Consider the following 13,201-nt stretch of genomic DNA (forward strand, 5'->3'; position numbering starts at 1 on the left):
TTCTACCCGGAGAATTCCACTCATGCCTGACCGCCAAACCTACACCGTCCTCATCCCATTCCCCACCGGCAATGGCCATTGGTCTACCGCTGGCGAGGAACTCGAACTGTTGGACGTCGAAGCATCCGCCCTGCGCACCGCCGGCCGTCTGGAACTGACCAGCGTCCTCAACTCCACCCCAAAGAAGGCTGAATAACCATGGCTGAGGTTTTGAACTTCGAGCACAACGGCATCACCGTCAATGCCACCGAATCCCCCGAGGCCATGGGTGGCCTGGGCGATAACGTGATCGGCCTGGTCGGCACCGCACCGAACGCCCATGCATCGATCCCGAAAAACGCGCCGTTCCGCATCAATAGCTTCACCACCCAGGCGCTTCTGGACCCTACCGGTACCGAGTCGGGCACCTTGTTCCAGGCGGTGTACCAGATTCTCAAAGTGGTGAAGGTGCCGGTCTACGTGGTGATCGTCGAAGAGGGCGCGACGGCGGCCGACACGATCAACAATGTGATCGGCGGCAACGACCCCGTCACCGGCCGTAAACTGGGCCTGGCGGCCCTGAGCAGTGTCCCGGAAGACCTGACCATCATCGGTGCCCCAGGCTTCACCGGCACCAAGGCCGTGGCCGGCGAGTTCGCCTCGTTCGGCAAACGTATCAAAGCCCGTGTGGTGCTGGATGGCAAGGACGCTTCGGTGGCCGACCAAGTGACCTACAGTGGCGAACTGGGCGGTGCCGACCTCGGTTTCGACCGTTGCCTGCTGGTGCACAACATGCCGTCGGTGTATTCCAAGGCAGCGAAGAAAAACGTGTTCCTGTCGCCATCTTCGCTGGCCATCGCAGCCTTGGCCAAGGTCAAGCAGTGGGAAGGCCCGGGCAACCAGGTGACGTTCGCCGAGGACGTTTCCCGCGTGGTCGAGTACAACATCCTCGACACCTCCACCGAAGGCGACCTGCTCAACCGCTACGGCGTGAGCTACTACGCCCGCACCATCCTCGGCGGTTTCTCACTGCTGGGTAACCGTTCGATCACCGGCAAGTTCCTCAGCTATGTCGGTCTGGAAGATGCCATCAGCCGCAAGCTGGTCAAGGCCGGCCAGAAGGCCATGGCCAAGAACCTCACCAAGTCCTTCATGGACCAGGAGGTCAAGCGCATCAATGACTGGTTGCAAACCCTGGTCGCCGACGAAACCATCCCCGGCGGCAGCGTGTACCTGCACCCGGAATTGAACAGTGTCGAGAAGTACAAGAACGGCACCTGGTTCATTGTCATCGACTATGGCCGCTACGCGCCGAATGAACACATGGTTTATCAACTCAATGCCCGCGATGAAATCATCGAGCAGTTCCTGGAGGACGTTCTCTAATGTTTACCAACCGAGTCAGACAGGCCATTGCGGCCACCCTTCAAGGTCTGCCGTTGTCCGCGACCGTTGAGGAGTTCACTCCGCCGAAGATCGAGTTCGAGATGGAACCGATGTCCGGCGGCCGCTTCATCGCCGAGGAAATGGCCAAGAGTGGCAAGGTGCTCAACGCCACGTTGATCCTGCAAGGCGCAGGCCCGGAAATCATGCTGGCGCTGGGCGTGCGCCTGGGCGACGACATCCTGCTGAACGTGCGTGAAGCAGGTCAGGACCAGGACGGCAAGACCTACTTCACCTACCACACCGTCGGCGGCAGGCTCAAATCGCTGAGCGAAGGCAAGCTGAAGATGGGCGAGAAGGCCATCACCACGTTGGAGCTGTCGTGCCGCACCTACAACCGCCTGGAGAACGGCATTTCGGTGATCGACATTGACGTGCGCACCCAGAAGTTCGTGCTCAATGGCGTCGACATTCTGGGCGACGCCCGCCGCGCGGTGTTGATGCCGTAACCCCTCGGGGGCGGGCTCGCTCGCCCCCATACTTGATCAAGGAATTGCCCCATGGCCTGGATGCCACCGCTGCACCGCCTGCTGTCCCCGATTAGCGCTGACACCGGCGCGACGATCGAGCAGGTGCAACTCAAACCGCTGTACTACGCCGCGCAAAAAGACGCGCTGGCCCGGGCCGGTGATGACGAGGACGACCAGTTTTTCGAGCTGGCGAAACTCGCCACCGGCCTGTCGGAAAAAGAACTCGACCAACTCAAGCGCCCGGACTACGTCAGCATCGCCCAATACGTACACGAAATGTCTACGCGCCCGGCGTCGTTCTTCCTGCAAGCGCCCGAAGCTGCGACGCAAGACCAGCCCGTCGACCTGCTGTTGCCCCTTGACGCGGCCGGCCGCACCTGGACCGAACTGCCCCTGGAAATGCCTGCGCTGCGCGCCACCAAGGTGATGAAAAAACTCGCCACCAATAAAGAGCGCGCCGAGTTCATTACCGCCCACTGCACCGGCCTGATGATCCCCGACCTGGCCGGCCTGACGGTGCCCGACTGGACGGAACTGCAGGAGCGTATCGACGATTTTTTAAATCAACCGGCGGACTTCTTTCGGAGCGCGACATCGAAGTAATCCTCGATGTGGTGCCGCTGATTTACGCAGTCAATGAGGCGGAAATCCTCGACTGGAACGCCGGAAAAGCATTGCGCCGCTACGACATCGCGATCACTCGCCTTGGCGTTAAACAGGAGTAAGCGGGATGCAAGAGACTCAATTTGCGACCAGGCTCGCCCAGGAAGATAGGCGCTGGTTGATGGGCGATGCCGACCTCGGCAATGTGCTGGCGCCGTTCTACGCGGGCCTCGCCGCGCCTGTGGGCCTGGATGCCGCGCCACCGCCGGAGCCCCAGTCGCAACTCAGCTCAGCGCTGGTCACTGTCAGTGTCGACCTCAATGCGTTAACACTGGAGCAAGTGCGGCTGCGCGAGACGCTGGAGACGCTTAACAGTACGTTGTTCATTAACGGTCATTCGCTGGAAACCAAGACGGTTGATGCCACGTCGATTCCTGAGAAAAACCAGCAAAAAGAGCCTGCTTCATCGACAGGCTCCTGGACGGATAAGGGCCTGGAGTACGGCGCGACTGCCGCGAAATTTGTCGGGAAGGAACTGCTCACCAGTCTGTGGGATACGGCCAAAAGCAGAGTCTCTGGCAAAGCGGTAGATGCCATCGCCGAGCGGTTTCCCAACGCCGGTAAATGGCTTAAAAACGATAAAAGCAAGGGCGGCTGCTGCCCCGCCTTACCTGTTCCAGGCCCGGCCAGCCCCGGCATTTACCTGCCATCTGACTATCGCCGCACGGAAGAGAAAAAAACCTCTGGCAAAAAAACCGGAAAGCTTGGTACGTGGCTGCGAACCGCGTCGGACAGGTTGGGCAATGGCGCGGGGTACTCATCGCGGGTGGGCTTTCAGGCCGTAGCGACGACTCAAAGTGCCCTGAGCAGTGCTCAGCGTGTGAGCGGCAACGCAGGCAAACCACTCGGTTTGATCGACGCGTTGGAGCGGGGGCCGTTCGAGAGGCCGGGTGGTGCCGGTAGCCTGCCGCCCAAGCCCGTTCCGATCACAGTGTCCTTGCCACGCCCAACGCCTGCAGCGACTACGCCTCATGCCCCAACGTCCCGCCTGGCCGCTGCGATGACCCGGCTGGAGTCCACTGGCGCCGGCCGTCTTGGCCCGTTGAGGTACGCCGACGCGGCCTACGACGTTGTTCAAGGCCTGCGCACCGGCGATACCAAAGCCATTGCCTCCGGCCTCGGCGCTGCCGGCGGCACCTGGGCGGGCGCCTCGGCAGGCGCCGCCATCGGCACAATGATTTTCCCTGGCGTCGGCACCGCCGTAGGCGGTGTCATCGGTGGCTTGCTCGGCGGCGAGGCGGGCACCTGGCTGGGTGACAAGCTGTTCGGCTCAAATGATCGTCTGCCCGCGCCCAATGCCGTCAGCAAGGAACTCAACACCGCCCGCACCGAACACGTGCAGGTCACGATCGCGCCAAGCATCCAGATCACCGGCATTAACCCGGCCGATGCCCAGCAAGTCGTCAACCAGGTGATCCAGGCCCTGCAATTCCAATGCATGCCGATGGTCACCGACACCCTCGGCATCCGGCGCAACGCGGCACTGGCCGACCCACCAGGAGGTGATTGATGCGACAACAAATGGTATTGGGCGATTTTATTTTTGGCCTGTCCCGAGGCTTCGCGTATTCCACACTGGTGCGCAACAGCGATGGTGGCTGGGCCGACCTGACGATCATTGCCAGCAAGTCGCAGTCACGCCAGAACGGCCAGAAACTGGAAAAACTCACGTTCGGCGGCACGGCGATGCACGCCATGGGCATGCAGCGCCTGGACGAACTGCGCGCCTTGCAAAACGCCCGGGCGCCGTTGCCGCTGGTCGATGGCATCGGCCGCAACTGGGGCCTGTGGCGGATCAATTCGGTGGTGGAAAACCAAAGCAATGTGATTGATGACGGCACCTCCATGGTTATGGCCTGGACCCTTGAACTGGAGGAATTCGCCAATGCGTAGGGTACGAAGTATTGCCGGTGATTCGGTCAACCTGCTGCTCTACCGCGAACTTGGCCGTTGCGATGATGCGGCGGAAGAAGCCCTCTGGCGGCTGAACCCCGAGCTTGCCGAATATGGCCCGGTGCTGCCGGCCGGCGTGTGGGTGGTCATCCCTGAACTGGCGACACGGCCCGCAGCCGTGCGTCCCGTTTCGGCCTGGGATTGAGGAGGCGGCATGGCACAGGGATTTACGCCCATCGTGGAGTTCTACGGCGCCAACGCGGCGCTGCTCAACCAACGCCTGATGCACTGGAGCCACACCGACGCCGCCGGCATCCAGACGGACCGACTGGAACTGACACTTAATGTCGAGGGTCTGGAAGGCCTGCCCAGCCTGAGCGGCAAGATCGGCCTGCGGGTCGGGTATCAGGAGTCGGGGCTGGTGGAAAAAGGCGAGTTCGTCATTACCCAGCGCACCCCGGTGTTGTTTCCCATGCGCTTGATGATAGTGGCGACGGCTGCGCCCTTCAGCGTGGCGGACGCCAGTGGCTATCGCCAGCGTCGCTCCGCCAGTTATGGGCCGACGACGCTGGGGGCATTGTTCCGGCAGATGGTCAGCCGCCACGGTTATTCACCGCGTGTGGCGCCTGCGTTGGACGGTATTGCGATTCCTCATATCGACCAGTCCAACGAAAGCGACATGGCGTTCATCACTCGCCTGGCCAAGTGTTATCGCGCAGTGACCAAGCCGATCAATGAACTGTATGTACTGGCTGAGGCCGGGCGGGTCAACTCGCTCTCCGGCCGGTTGCTGCCGGAGGTGAAATTGTCTGTCACCGAGGATAACCGCCCCGGTGAATCCGCCTTCATCACCGCCAGGCTCGATGAAACATCCCGCTCGAAATACAAGGGCAGTCGCGTCACCTGGTGGGATGACGCCGGGGGTAGGCAGCATGTGGTGCAAGTCGGCACCGCGCCGTTCAAGACCCTGCGCCAGCGTTACCAGAACGAAGCGCAAGCGCGTGCCGTGGCTGAAGCGGAACTGCGCCGCGTCGAGCGTGAAGGCCAGACACTGATGATCGATTGCCCAGGCAACCCGCTGTTGGCCGCTGAAGGGCTTTTGCTGCTGGATGAGTCCTGGCCTTCCTATATGCAGGGGCGATGGTCGATCACCCAGGTGACCCATGTGGGCGACCCGGCAACGGGCTACCGCAGTTCGATCACGGCCGGTGGCTTGTCCATATAAAGACGTTTAAGAGTAAAGCCAATGGTGATTTCGCTCCCACAACTGCTTCAAGTGATGCCTGGAGCCCGCCTGAGAGCGGGCCTTTTTTTAACCGCTCTGAATGCGGCGTTTGTTCGGCACGACATAAACAGTCCCAAACGCACCGCCGCCTTCCTCGCCCAAATTGGTCATGAATCCGGCGAACTGCGCCACGTACGCGAACTGGGCAGCGATCAATACCTGAGCAAATACGATACCGGCACCCTGGCCGCCCGCCTGGGCAACTCCCCCGAGGCCGACGGCGACGGTCAGCAGTACCGGGGCCGGGGGCTGATCCAGATTACCGGGCGTCGCAATTACCTGGCGTGCAGCCAGGCACTGTTTGGCGACGATCGTTTGTTGCGGCAACCGGAACTGTTGGAGCAGCCCCAATGGGCGGCGGAGTCGGCGGCCTGGTTCTGGCAAAGCAATGGCCTGAACGAACTGGCGGACAAGGACCAGTTCACCGCCATCACCCGACGTATCAACGGCGGGCTCAATGGCCTGGAAAACCGCTTGCAGTTGTGGGGCCGGGCGAAGGCGGTGTTATGCGTTTCCTAGGGGCTTGGCGCCTGATTGGCGCTTGCTTGTTGGTGGTGCTGACTTGGCAGGTGCAGGCCTGGCGGTTGGGGGCGCAGATGGAGCGGCAATCAACGGCCCATGCCCAGGCGCTCAGTCAGCAAAGTCAGGCGGCCTTGCGTCAACTACAGGCCGAATACGACAAACGGCTGGCCCTGGAGCAACAACTCAGCGCCAGCGACCAACAACATGCTCGGGAGTTAAGCGATGCCCAACGTCACCAGGCTGCTCTGCGCGACCGCCTGGCCACTGCTGATGTGCGGTTGTCAGTCCTTCTCGACGCCACCGAGCCCGGTGGTGTCGGTTCTATGCCCGCCACCGCCCCCGCCGGCGGCGTGGTTCATGCAGCCACGCGAGCCCGACTTGACCCGGCGCATGCTCAGCGAATTATCGGCATCACCGATGCCGGCGACGAAGGATTGATTGCACTGCGTGCTTGCCAGGCCTATGTGCGCGCAGTTGCCCGCTAATCTCTTGTTCCAGTCTGTCGCTTGCATGAGCGATTTGCTCCTGTAGGGTAGGCGAACTCCCACCCACTTCTGGAGACGAACGTGAAGGAAATCACTCAACTGGCTGCTGATCTGGGTCGCCGTTTACAGGTGCTCAATGCTCACGTCACCACCGCCGAGTCCTGTACCGGTGGCGGTATCGCGGAAGCCATCACGCGGATTCCTGGAAGTTCGGCCTGGTTCGAGGCGGGGTATGTCACCTATTCCAATCGACAGAAGACCCGGCAGTTGAATGTGCCGCAGGAACTGTTCGCCAAAGTGGGGGCGGTCAGCCAGGAAGTGGTGGAAGCGATGGTGCGAGGAGCCCAGGAAAACAGCCTGGCGCGATTTGCCGTGGCGGTCAGCGGAGTGGCGGGGCCGGATGGCGGTTCGCCGGATAAACCGGTGGGCACTGTGTGGCTGGCTTTTGGTGTGGGCGATGAGATCACGGCCGAGCGCCAGCACTTCCCCGGTAACCGCGACGAGGTCCGCCGACAAACGGTAAAGGCCGCCTTAGAGGGCTTGTTGCGACGAGCTGCAGCAGAAATAGAAAATCAGGGGTAGGCGATCTCTGATCTTTATGGAACAATACTGTCTACTTATACAGGTGTTGGCCGTCAGGCCTTATTGATTACGTGAGGACTTTAATGGACGACAACAAGAAGAAAGCCTTGGCTGCGGCCCTGGGTCAGATCGAACGTCAATTCGGCAAGGGTGCCGTAATGCGTATGGGCGATCACGACCGTCAGGCGATCCCGGCTATTTCCACTGGCTCTCTGGGTCTGGATATCGCGCTCGGCATTGGCGGCCTGCCAAAAGGCCGTATCGTTGAAATCTACGGTCCTGAATCTTCCGGTAAAACCACCCTGACCCTGTCGGTGATTGCCCAGGCGCAAAAGATGGGCGCCACCTGCGCGTTCGTCGACGCCGAGCACGCGCTGGACCCTGAATACGCCGGCAAGCTGGGGGTCAACGTTGATGACCTGCTGGTGTCTCAGCCGGACACTGGTGAGCAGGCCCTGGAAATCACCGACATGCTGGTGCGCTCCAACGCCATTGACGTGATCGTTGTCGACTCCGTGGCTGCCCTGGTACCCAAGGCTGAAATCGAAGGCGAAATGGGTGACATGCACGTGGGCCTGCAAGCCCGTCTGATGTCCCAGGCGCTGCGTAAAATCACCGGCAACATCAAAAACGCCAACTGCCTGGTGATCTTCATCAACCAGATCCGTATGAAGATCGGCGTCATGTTCGGCAGCCCGGAAACCACCACAGGTGGTAACGCGCTGAAGTTCTACGCTTCGGTCCGTCTGGACATCCGCCGTACCGGCGCGGTGAAGGAAGGTGACGAGGTTGTTGGTAGCGAAACCCGTGTGAAGGTTGTGAAGAACAAAGTAGCTCCGCCATTCCGTCAGGCCGAGTTCCAGATTCTCTACGGTAAAGGTATCTACCTTAACGGCGAGATGATCGATCTGGGTGTACTGCACGGTTTCGTCGAAAAATCCGGTGCCTGGTATGCCTACAACGGCAGCAAGATCGGTCAGGGCAAGGCCAACTCGGCCAAGTTCCTGGCGGATAACCCGGACATCGCTGCCACGCTTGAGAAGCAGATTCGCGACAAGCTGCTGACTCCTGCGCCAGACGTGAAGGCTGCCGCCAGCCGCGAGCCGGTTGAAGAAGTGGAAGAAGCTGACACTGACATCTGAAGCAAACGATGACTGTTGTACTGGATACACTCGTCGCCGTTCGGCGCACTGCGATGGACCTGCTTGCTCGCCGCGAGCACGGTCGAGTCGAGTTGATGCGTAAACTGCGTCAGCGCGGCGCAGATCCGGAGATGATCGACACAGCCCTCGACCGCTTGACGGAAGAAGGGCTGCTGTCGGAATCCCGTTATCTTGAGAGCTTTGTCTCCTATCGCGCTCGGTCCGGTTACGGCCCGGCGCGAATTCGTGAAGAACTGAGCCAGCGTGGCTTGCAACGCGCCGATATCGATCTAGCCCTGCGTGAGTGCGGTATCAGTTGGCAGTCACAGTTGGAAGACACTTGGCGTCGAAAATTTTCCGGCCATCTGCCTATCGATGCGAAGGAACGAGCCAAACAGGGTCGCTTCCTGAGTTATCGCGGATTTTCGATGGAGATGATCAACCGCTTGTTCAGCGGTCGAGACTTGGACGATTGAGCGGTGTGACAAAAACCAGATAGGTACTTGCCGTGGTAAGCGTGTGGGCTCTGTAGCGAGCGGGCTTGCCCCGCGCTGAGCTACGCAGCAGCCCCAATCCCGTCAATGCCGATCCAATTGAAACACCACAAAAAAGACCCGCTATGAAGATAGCGGGTCTTTTTTTGCTCAAACAATCAAACCGTCTCCGGCACCACCCGCTGCTGCAACTTCCCCTGAGCCTGCGCCCAGTTCTCAGGCAAGTTGATGTAATCCACCAACTCCCGCAATCGGCCCTGGTCCCGTCCATTGAAGTTGAACACCAATCGGGTCAAATGGCTGAACCTCGGCTCATCGTGTTCCTCACCGGTGTAGGCAAGTTGTTGAAACTCTCCGCTCAAGCGCAGGCTGGCAAACTCAGTCTGCAGGTGCTTAAGGGCCCGATCACTGAGCGCATGATTCATGCGCACCACAAACTCACGCTTGAGCCAGCGTGTGGAATGGAAATTGGCGTAGAACTGGTTGATCTCCTCAACCGCTTCTTCAGCGCTGTACACCAGACGCACCAGCTTGAGGTCTGTCGGCAGGATATAGCGGTTGGCCTCCAGCTGACTGCGAATAAAATCCAGCGCGCCTTGCCAGAAGCCGCCGCCCGGCGCGTCCAGCAGCACCACCGGTACCAGTGGACTCTTGCCGGTCTGGATCAGGGTCAATACTTCCAGTGCTTCATCCAGCGTGCCGAAGCCGCCGGGACACAACACCAGCGCATCGGCCTCCTTGACGAAGAACAGTTTGCGGGTAAAGAAGAAGTGGAAGGACAGCAGGTTCTCGGTGCCATCAATGGTCGGGTTGGCATGCTGTTCAAACGGCAAGGTGATATTGAATCCCAGGCTGTGCTCAAGCCCCGCGCCTTCGTGCGCTGCAGCCATGATGCCGCCGCCACCGCCGGTGATTACCATCAGGTCGGAGCGTGCCAGTGCGGCGCCTACTTCGCGGGCCAGGGCATACAGGGGACTTTCCAGCGGTGTCCGTGCCGAGCCGAATACTGTGACCTTGCGTCGCCCCCTGAACTGTTCGAGCGCGCGGAAGGCATGGTCCAGCTCACGAATGGCTTGCAGGGTGATCTTGGCGTTCCAGCGGTCACGGTCGTCCTGGGCCATGCGCAGCACGGTGAGGATCATGTCACGGTACAGAGGGATATTCGCGCTACCGGGGGCGATCAACTGGAGTTGGGCTTCGACCTGCTGTGTGAGGTCGGTTCCGTGCTGCTCAAAATGCTGAAGCAGGCTTTCGTTCGGTTGGTAAGGCATTCAACGTCTCCTTTTTGCAGGGCCCGGGTCGCCGACTAAATTCGCCGGAGGCTACGACACTGCGTGTGTCGCTGCTTGCCGCAAGGGGCAACCTTCTTTTGCCCTGAAAATGTTACAGAACAGCATGAAAAATGCTGTGAGTGAGCGGTTGGGATGACGATGATCATGGGCCGAAAAACCCTTACCTGGCAACCGCTTATTGGTCGCTCAACAGGGAGTCTGGCTATAGAAGGGGAGTCAAAACGGCGGAGTGCGCGCCACCGGGCGGCAGCGCGCGATAATCAGGCAGCGGTTACTTTTTCTTCTTCGTCGCAGCCGGTGCGGGGCAATCGGCCTCTACAAACTTGACCGAGGCCACCGGACGGTTGGTCTTGTTCTCGGTGATGTCGTAGCGCATGACTGCGCCTTTAGCCATCAGCTCGCGGTAGCCCTTGTTCAGGCACACGCTCTGACCCAGTTGGAAATACACGGCCTTAGGGTTGGCGCGCATCTGTTCGGCGCGGTCGGGCAGCACGCTGAGGTGGTCGATCAGTTGCATGCCTTCAACGGTGTAGGCCACTTCCAGGGTTTTTTCGTCGATTTCCCGAGGCAGGTCCTTGTTGCTCTCTGCCGCGACGCTTTGCAGTTTCTTGTTCATTTGGGCCTCCAGCAGCGAGGCCGCCTGGGCGCCCATAGGCAAGACCAGCGCAAGTGCGACGGATGGGGCAACAAGACGCAGCATGGAACGCAGCATGAAACTCTCCTGATTCGGTTACTGGTGCATAGACCAGCCACTGCGCCGTGCGTTCAGTGGCGCGCAATTATAGGTGAGCCCTTGCCACTACAGCCAGGCGTATCGCTGGTAAACTGCGGCTACTTCAACCTTTCCTGAGTACCCCGTGTCGATTTCCATGTCCCTACGGCGCATCCAATGAGCCACGCCGTCTCCCGTCTGCGTACCCAGCGCCTGGCGCGCGCGATCAGGCCGTTCGTCAATCGCGGCTCCCGTGCCGAACGCTGCCCCGGCTGCCGTGTGATTCCCGAGTACTGCTTCTGCGCCTGGCGGCCCAAGGTCCAGGCTCGGTCCGCCATGTGCCTGCTGATGCATGATGTCGAGCCGATGAAACCCAGCAACACCGGCTGGCTGATCGCCGATGTCATCGAAGACACCACAGCGTTCGCGTGGTCGCGCACCGAGGTCGATCCCGAGTTGCTCACGTTGCTGGCTGATCCGCAATGGCAAGCCTATATCGTGTTCCCCGGCGAGTTCGTGTCCCCCGAGCGGGTGGTCAGCGAGGTCAACGTGGCGGAGGGCAGGCGTCCGCTGTTTATCTTGCTCGATGGCACCTGGAGTGAGGCGCGCAAGATGTTCCGCAAAAGCCCGTATCTGGAGCACCTGCCGGTGTTGAGCCTGGCGCCGGAGCAAATGTCGCGCTACAAGCTGCGTCGCTCCAAGCGCGATGACCATTTTTGCACCGCCGAAGTCGCCGCGCTGTGCCTGGAACTGGCCGCGGACGGTACCGCCAGCGAAGTGCTGGACGCTTACCTCGACGTCTTCAGCACCCATTACCTGGCCGCCAAGTTCCAGATGCCGTTGGATACGACTGACGCCGTCCATACTCGACTCGCGCCCTATCTACCCACCGTCTAACCAGACGACGTTGGCATGATGGCACTGCAAACCCGCAACCCGCTAAACTGCCCTCGGGCGTAGTGCTTGACCCCCCAGGCTACGCTGGGCATGCTGGGCGCCGATTGGGGCTCAACCGTGAATTTTCGACGTCGTTCCAGGTGCTTTCGACGTCGAGCTTGCCCTGTGGCAATGGCTGCCTGGCCGTTGCCGTGTGTACTGGCGAACCCTGAACCCATCAGGGCTGCCATAAAAAACAGGATCATTTAATCAATGGCCACATACGAAATCCTGATAGCCGATGACCACCCACTGTTTCGCAGTGCGTTGCATCAGGCGGTGACGTTGGGCCTTGGCCCCGATGTCCGCCTGGTCGAAGTGGCCAGCATCGCCGAGCTGGAAGCCCGCCTCACCGAAAAATCCGACTGGGACCTGGTGCTGCTCGACCTGAACATGCCCGGTGCCTACGGTTTTTCGGGATTGGTGTTGTTGCGCGGGCAATACCCACAGATTCCCGTGGTGATGGTCTCGGCCCAGGAAGAAGCTGACGTGGTGGTGCGCTCCAAGGAGTTTGGCGCCAGCGGTTTCATTCCCAAGTCCAGCGCCATGGAAGATATTCAGAGCGCTGTGCGCAAAGTGTTGGACGGCGACGTGTCCTGGCCGCCCCAGGCGTTTGAACACATCAACGTGTCTGACGAAGCCAAGGCCGCCCGTGATGGCCTGGCCAGCCTGACACCGCAGCAATTCCGGGTATTGACCATGGTCTGCGAGGGCCTGTTGAACAAGCAGATCGCCTACGAGCTGAGCGTGTCGGAAGCGACCATCAAGGCCCACGTGACGGCAATTTTCCGCAAGCTGAATGTGCGTACGCGCACGCAGGCGGCGTTGCTTTTGCAACAACTTGAGTCAATTTCGCAGCATTAAGATGCCACCCATTCACGCTTTTTTGACTTGGCGTGATCTAGCTTCCCCACTCCTTTGGTTCAGTTGCCTACATCTATGTCGCCTTTCAAGGGTCAAACCGGTATCAAACGTATCTTCAATGCAGGGGGTTACTCCCTGGATGGCCTGCGCGCAGCGTTCACGGGCGAGGCAGCCTTCCGTCAGTTGGTGCTACTTAATGTCATCCTGATCCCGCTGAGTTTTTTCCTTAACGTCAGCCGGGTCGAGCGCGCTCTACTGATCGCGGTTTGCCTGTTGGCGCTGATCGTCGAGTTGCTCAACTCTGCCGTGGAAGCGGCGATCGACCGCATTTCGCTGGACCGCCACCCACTGTCGAAAAACGCCAAGGACATGGGCAGCGCCGCGCAATTCGTGGCACTGACCATGATCACCCTGGTGTGGGTCGTAATCCTTATCTAAA

Annotated in this window: 18 protein-coding genes; 16 read left to right on the forward strand and 2 right to left on the reverse strand. The window is 60.2% G+C overall.

What is annotated here, in order from left to right; all coding sequences use genetic code 11:
• Positions 1–22: 22 nt before the first annotated feature.
• The 13 genes from KZX66_RS02250 (at position 23) to recX (ending at position 8,940) form a co-directional block, all read left to right on the forward strand.
• Positions 23–196 (forward strand): hypothetical protein, encoded by a 174-nt coding sequence (locus KZX66_RS02250; RefSeq protein ID WP_248075719.1) that lies wholly within the window; start codon positions 23–25, stop codon positions 194–196.
• A 2-nt stretch (positions 197–198) separates the two neighbouring features.
• Positions 199–1,365 carry a phage tail protein gene (locus KZX66_RS02255; protein ID WP_248075720.1) on the forward strand — a complete coding sequence of 389 codons (1,167 nt, stop codon included), beginning with the start codon at positions 199–201 and terminating at the stop codon, positions 1,363–1,365.
• Positions 1,365–1,871 (forward strand): phage major tail tube protein, encoded by a 507-nt coding sequence (locus tag KZX66_RS02260; RefSeq protein ID WP_248075724.1) that lies wholly within the window; start codon positions 1,365–1,367, stop codon positions 1,869–1,871. Before KZX66_RS02255 ends, KZX66_RS02260 begins: the two co-directional genes overlap by 1 nt.
• A 51-nt stretch (positions 1,872–1,922) precedes the next feature.
• Positions 1,923–2,495, forward strand: a complete 573-nt coding sequence (locus KZX66_RS02265; RefSeq protein ID WP_248075726.1) for a phage tail assembly protein — start codon at positions 1,923–1,925, stop codon at positions 2,493–2,495.
• Positions 2,496–2,622: 127 nt separating this feature from the next.
• The gene (locus KZX66_RS02270) at positions 2,623–4,065 is read left to right on the forward strand and encodes a tail tape measure protein (protein ID WP_248075728.1); all 1,443 of its coding nucleotides are present in this window, start codon (positions 2,623–2,625) and stop codon (positions 4,063–4,065) included.
• Positions 4,065–4,448 carry a phage tail protein gene (locus KZX66_RS02275; protein ID WP_248075730.1) on the forward strand — a complete coding sequence of 128 codons (384 nt, stop codon included), beginning with the start codon at positions 4,065–4,067 and terminating at the stop codon, positions 4,446–4,448. The genes KZX66_RS02270 and KZX66_RS02275 overlap by 1 nt, the downstream gene beginning before the upstream one ends.
• On the forward strand, positions 4,441–4,653 hold the full coding sequence (locus KZX66_RS02280; RefSeq protein ID WP_248075732.1) for a tail protein X: 213 nt from the start codon (positions 4,441–4,443) through the stop codon (positions 4,651–4,653). The genes KZX66_RS02275 and KZX66_RS02280 overlap by 8 nt, the downstream gene beginning before the upstream one ends.
• Positions 4,654–4,662: 9 nt before the next feature.
• Positions 4,663–5,673, forward strand: coding sequence for a contractile injection system protein, VgrG/Pvc8 family (locus KZX66_RS02285; RefSeq protein ID WP_248075734.1), 1,011 nt, complete (start codon positions 4,663–4,665; stop codon positions 5,671–5,673).
• Positions 5,674–5,694: 21 nt separating this feature from the next.
• A complete protein-coding gene (locus KZX66_RS02290; protein ID WP_248075736.1) occupies positions 5,695–6,252 on the forward strand; it encodes a glycoside hydrolase family 19 protein in 558 nt (185 codons plus the stop codon).
• On the forward strand, positions 6,240–6,740 hold the full coding sequence (locus KZX66_RS02295) for a lysis system i-spanin subunit Rz (RefSeq protein ID WP_248075738.1): 501 nt from the start codon (positions 6,240–6,242) through the stop codon (positions 6,738–6,740). Before KZX66_RS02290 ends, KZX66_RS02295 begins: the two co-directional genes overlap by 13 nt.
• A gap of 81 nt (positions 6,741–6,821) precedes the next feature.
• Complete coding sequence (locus KZX66_RS02300; protein ID WP_248075740.1) at positions 6,822–7,322, forward strand: CinA family protein; 501 nt, start codon at positions 6,822–6,824, stop codon at positions 7,320–7,322.
• Between the two features lie 83 nt (positions 7,323–7,405).
• Positions 7,406–8,464 carry a recombinase RecA gene (gene recA / locus KZX66_RS02305; RefSeq protein ID WP_248075742.1) on the forward strand — a complete coding sequence of 353 codons (1,059 nt, stop codon included), beginning with the start codon at positions 7,406–7,408 and terminating at the stop codon, positions 8,462–8,464.
• A gap of 8 nt (positions 8,465–8,472) precedes the next feature.
• Positions 8,473–8,940, forward strand: a complete 468-nt coding sequence (recX, locus tag KZX66_RS02310) for a recombination regulator RecX (RefSeq protein ID WP_248075744.1) — start codon at positions 8,473–8,475, stop codon at positions 8,938–8,940.
• Between the two features lie 176 nt (positions 8,941–9,116).
• On the opposite strand, the gene KZX66_RS02315 is transcribed toward recX, so the two are convergent.
• Both KZX66_RS02315 and KZX66_RS02320 read right to left on the reverse strand, forming a co-directional pair.
• On the reverse strand, positions 9,117–10,229 hold the full coding sequence (locus KZX66_RS02315) for a TIGR00730 family Rossman fold protein (protein WP_248075746.1): 1,113 nt from the start codon (positions 10,227–10,229) through the stop codon (positions 9,117–9,119).
• A gap of 292 nt (positions 10,230–10,521) precedes the next feature.
• On the reverse strand, positions 10,522–10,962 hold the full coding sequence (locus KZX66_RS02320; protein ID WP_248075747.1) for a PA3611 family quorum-sensing-regulated virulence factor: 441 nt from the start codon (positions 10,960–10,962) through the stop codon (positions 10,522–10,524).
• Between the two features lie 177 nt (positions 10,963–11,139).
• Between KZX66_RS02320 and KZX66_RS02325 the strand changes: the two genes are divergently transcribed.
• From KZX66_RS02325 to KZX66_RS02335, 3 genes are all read left to right on the forward strand, one after another.
• The gene (locus tag KZX66_RS02325; RefSeq protein ID WP_248075749.1) at positions 11,140–11,859 is read left to right on the forward strand and encodes a tRNA-uridine aminocarboxypropyltransferase; all 720 of its coding nucleotides are present in this window, start codon (positions 11,140–11,142) and stop codon (positions 11,857–11,859) included.
• A gap of 252 nt (positions 11,860–12,111) precedes the next feature.
• A complete protein-coding gene (gene erdR / locus KZX66_RS02330; protein ID WP_248075751.1) occupies positions 12,112–12,762 on the forward strand; it encodes a response regulator transcription factor ErdR in 651 nt (216 codons plus the stop codon).
• Positions 12,763–12,837: 75 nt separating this feature from the next.
• Positions 12,838–13,200: a diacylglycerol kinase gene (locus KZX66_RS02335; RefSeq protein ID WP_248075753.1), complete on the forward strand. Its 363-nt coding sequence runs from the start codon at positions 12,838–12,840 to the stop codon at positions 13,198–13,200.
• Position 13,201: the final 1 nt, after the last annotated feature.

Origin of the sequence: Pseudomonas sp. EYE_354 (assembly GCF_023148575.1) — a bacterium.
Taxonomy (GTDB): Bacteria; Pseudomonadota; Gammaproteobacteria; order Pseudomonadales; family Pseudomonadaceae; genus Aquipseudomonas.

Bases quoted from the DNA above. Each gene is read 5' to 3' on its own strand.
- KZX66_RS02250 (WP_248075719.1), top strand. From the start codon at position 23: ATGCCTGACCGCCAAACCTACACCGTCCTCATCCCATTCCCCACCGGC.
- KZX66_RS02255 (WP_248075720.1), top strand. From the start codon at position 199: ATGGCTGAGGTTTTGAACTTCGAGCACAACGGCATCACCGTCAATGCC.
- KZX66_RS02260 (WP_248075724.1), top strand. From the start codon at position 1,365: ATGTTTACCAACCGAGTCAGACAGGCCATTGCGGCCACCCTTCAAGGT.
- KZX66_RS02265 (WP_248075726.1), top strand. From the start codon at position 1,923: ATGGCCTGGATGCCACCGCTGCACCGCCTGCTGTCCCCGATTAGCGCT.
- KZX66_RS02270 (WP_248075728.1), top strand. From the start codon at position 2,623: ATGCAAGAGACTCAATTTGCGACCAGGCTCGCCCAGGAAGATAGGCGC.
- KZX66_RS02275 (WP_248075730.1), top strand. From the start codon at position 4,065: ATGCGACAACAAATGGTATTGGGCGATTTTATTTTTGGCCTGTCCCGA.
- KZX66_RS02280 (WP_248075732.1), top strand. From the start codon at position 4,441: ATGCGTAGGGTACGAAGTATTGCCGGTGATTCGGTCAACCTGCTGCTC.
- KZX66_RS02285 (WP_248075734.1), top strand. From the start codon at position 4,663: ATGGCACAGGGATTTACGCCCATCGTGGAGTTCTACGGCGCCAACGCG.
- KZX66_RS02290 (WP_248075736.1), top strand. From the start codon at position 5,695: ATGGTGATTTCGCTCCCACAACTGCTTCAAGTGATGCCTGGAGCCCGC.
- KZX66_RS02295 (WP_248075738.1), top strand. From the start codon at position 6,240: ATGCGTTTCCTAGGGGCTTGGCGCCTGATTGGCGCTTGCTTGTTGGTG.
- recA (WP_248075742.1), top strand. From the start codon at position 7,406: ATGGACGACAACAAGAAGAAAGCCTTGGCTGCGGCCCTGGGTCAGATC.
- recX (WP_248075744.1), top strand. From the start codon at position 8,473: ATGACTGTTGTACTGGATACACTCGTCGCCGTTCGGCGCACTGCGATG.
- KZX66_RS02315 (WP_248075746.1), bottom strand. From the start codon at position 10,229: ATGCCTTACCAACCGAACGAAAGCCTGCTTCAGCATTTTGAGCAGCAC.
- KZX66_RS02320 (WP_248075747.1), bottom strand. From the start codon at position 10,962: ATGCTGCGTTCCATGCTGCGTCTTGTTGCCCCATCCGTCGCACTTGCG.
- KZX66_RS02325 (WP_248075749.1), top strand. From the start codon at position 11,140: ATGAGCCACGCCGTCTCCCGTCTGCGTACCCAGCGCCTGGCGCGCGCG.
- erdR (WP_248075751.1), top strand. From the start codon at position 12,112: ATGGCCACATACGAAATCCTGATAGCCGATGACCACCCACTGTTTCGC.
- KZX66_RS02335 (WP_248075753.1), top strand. From the start codon at position 12,838: ATGTCGCCTTTCAAGGGTCAAACCGGTATCAAACGTATCTTCAATGCA.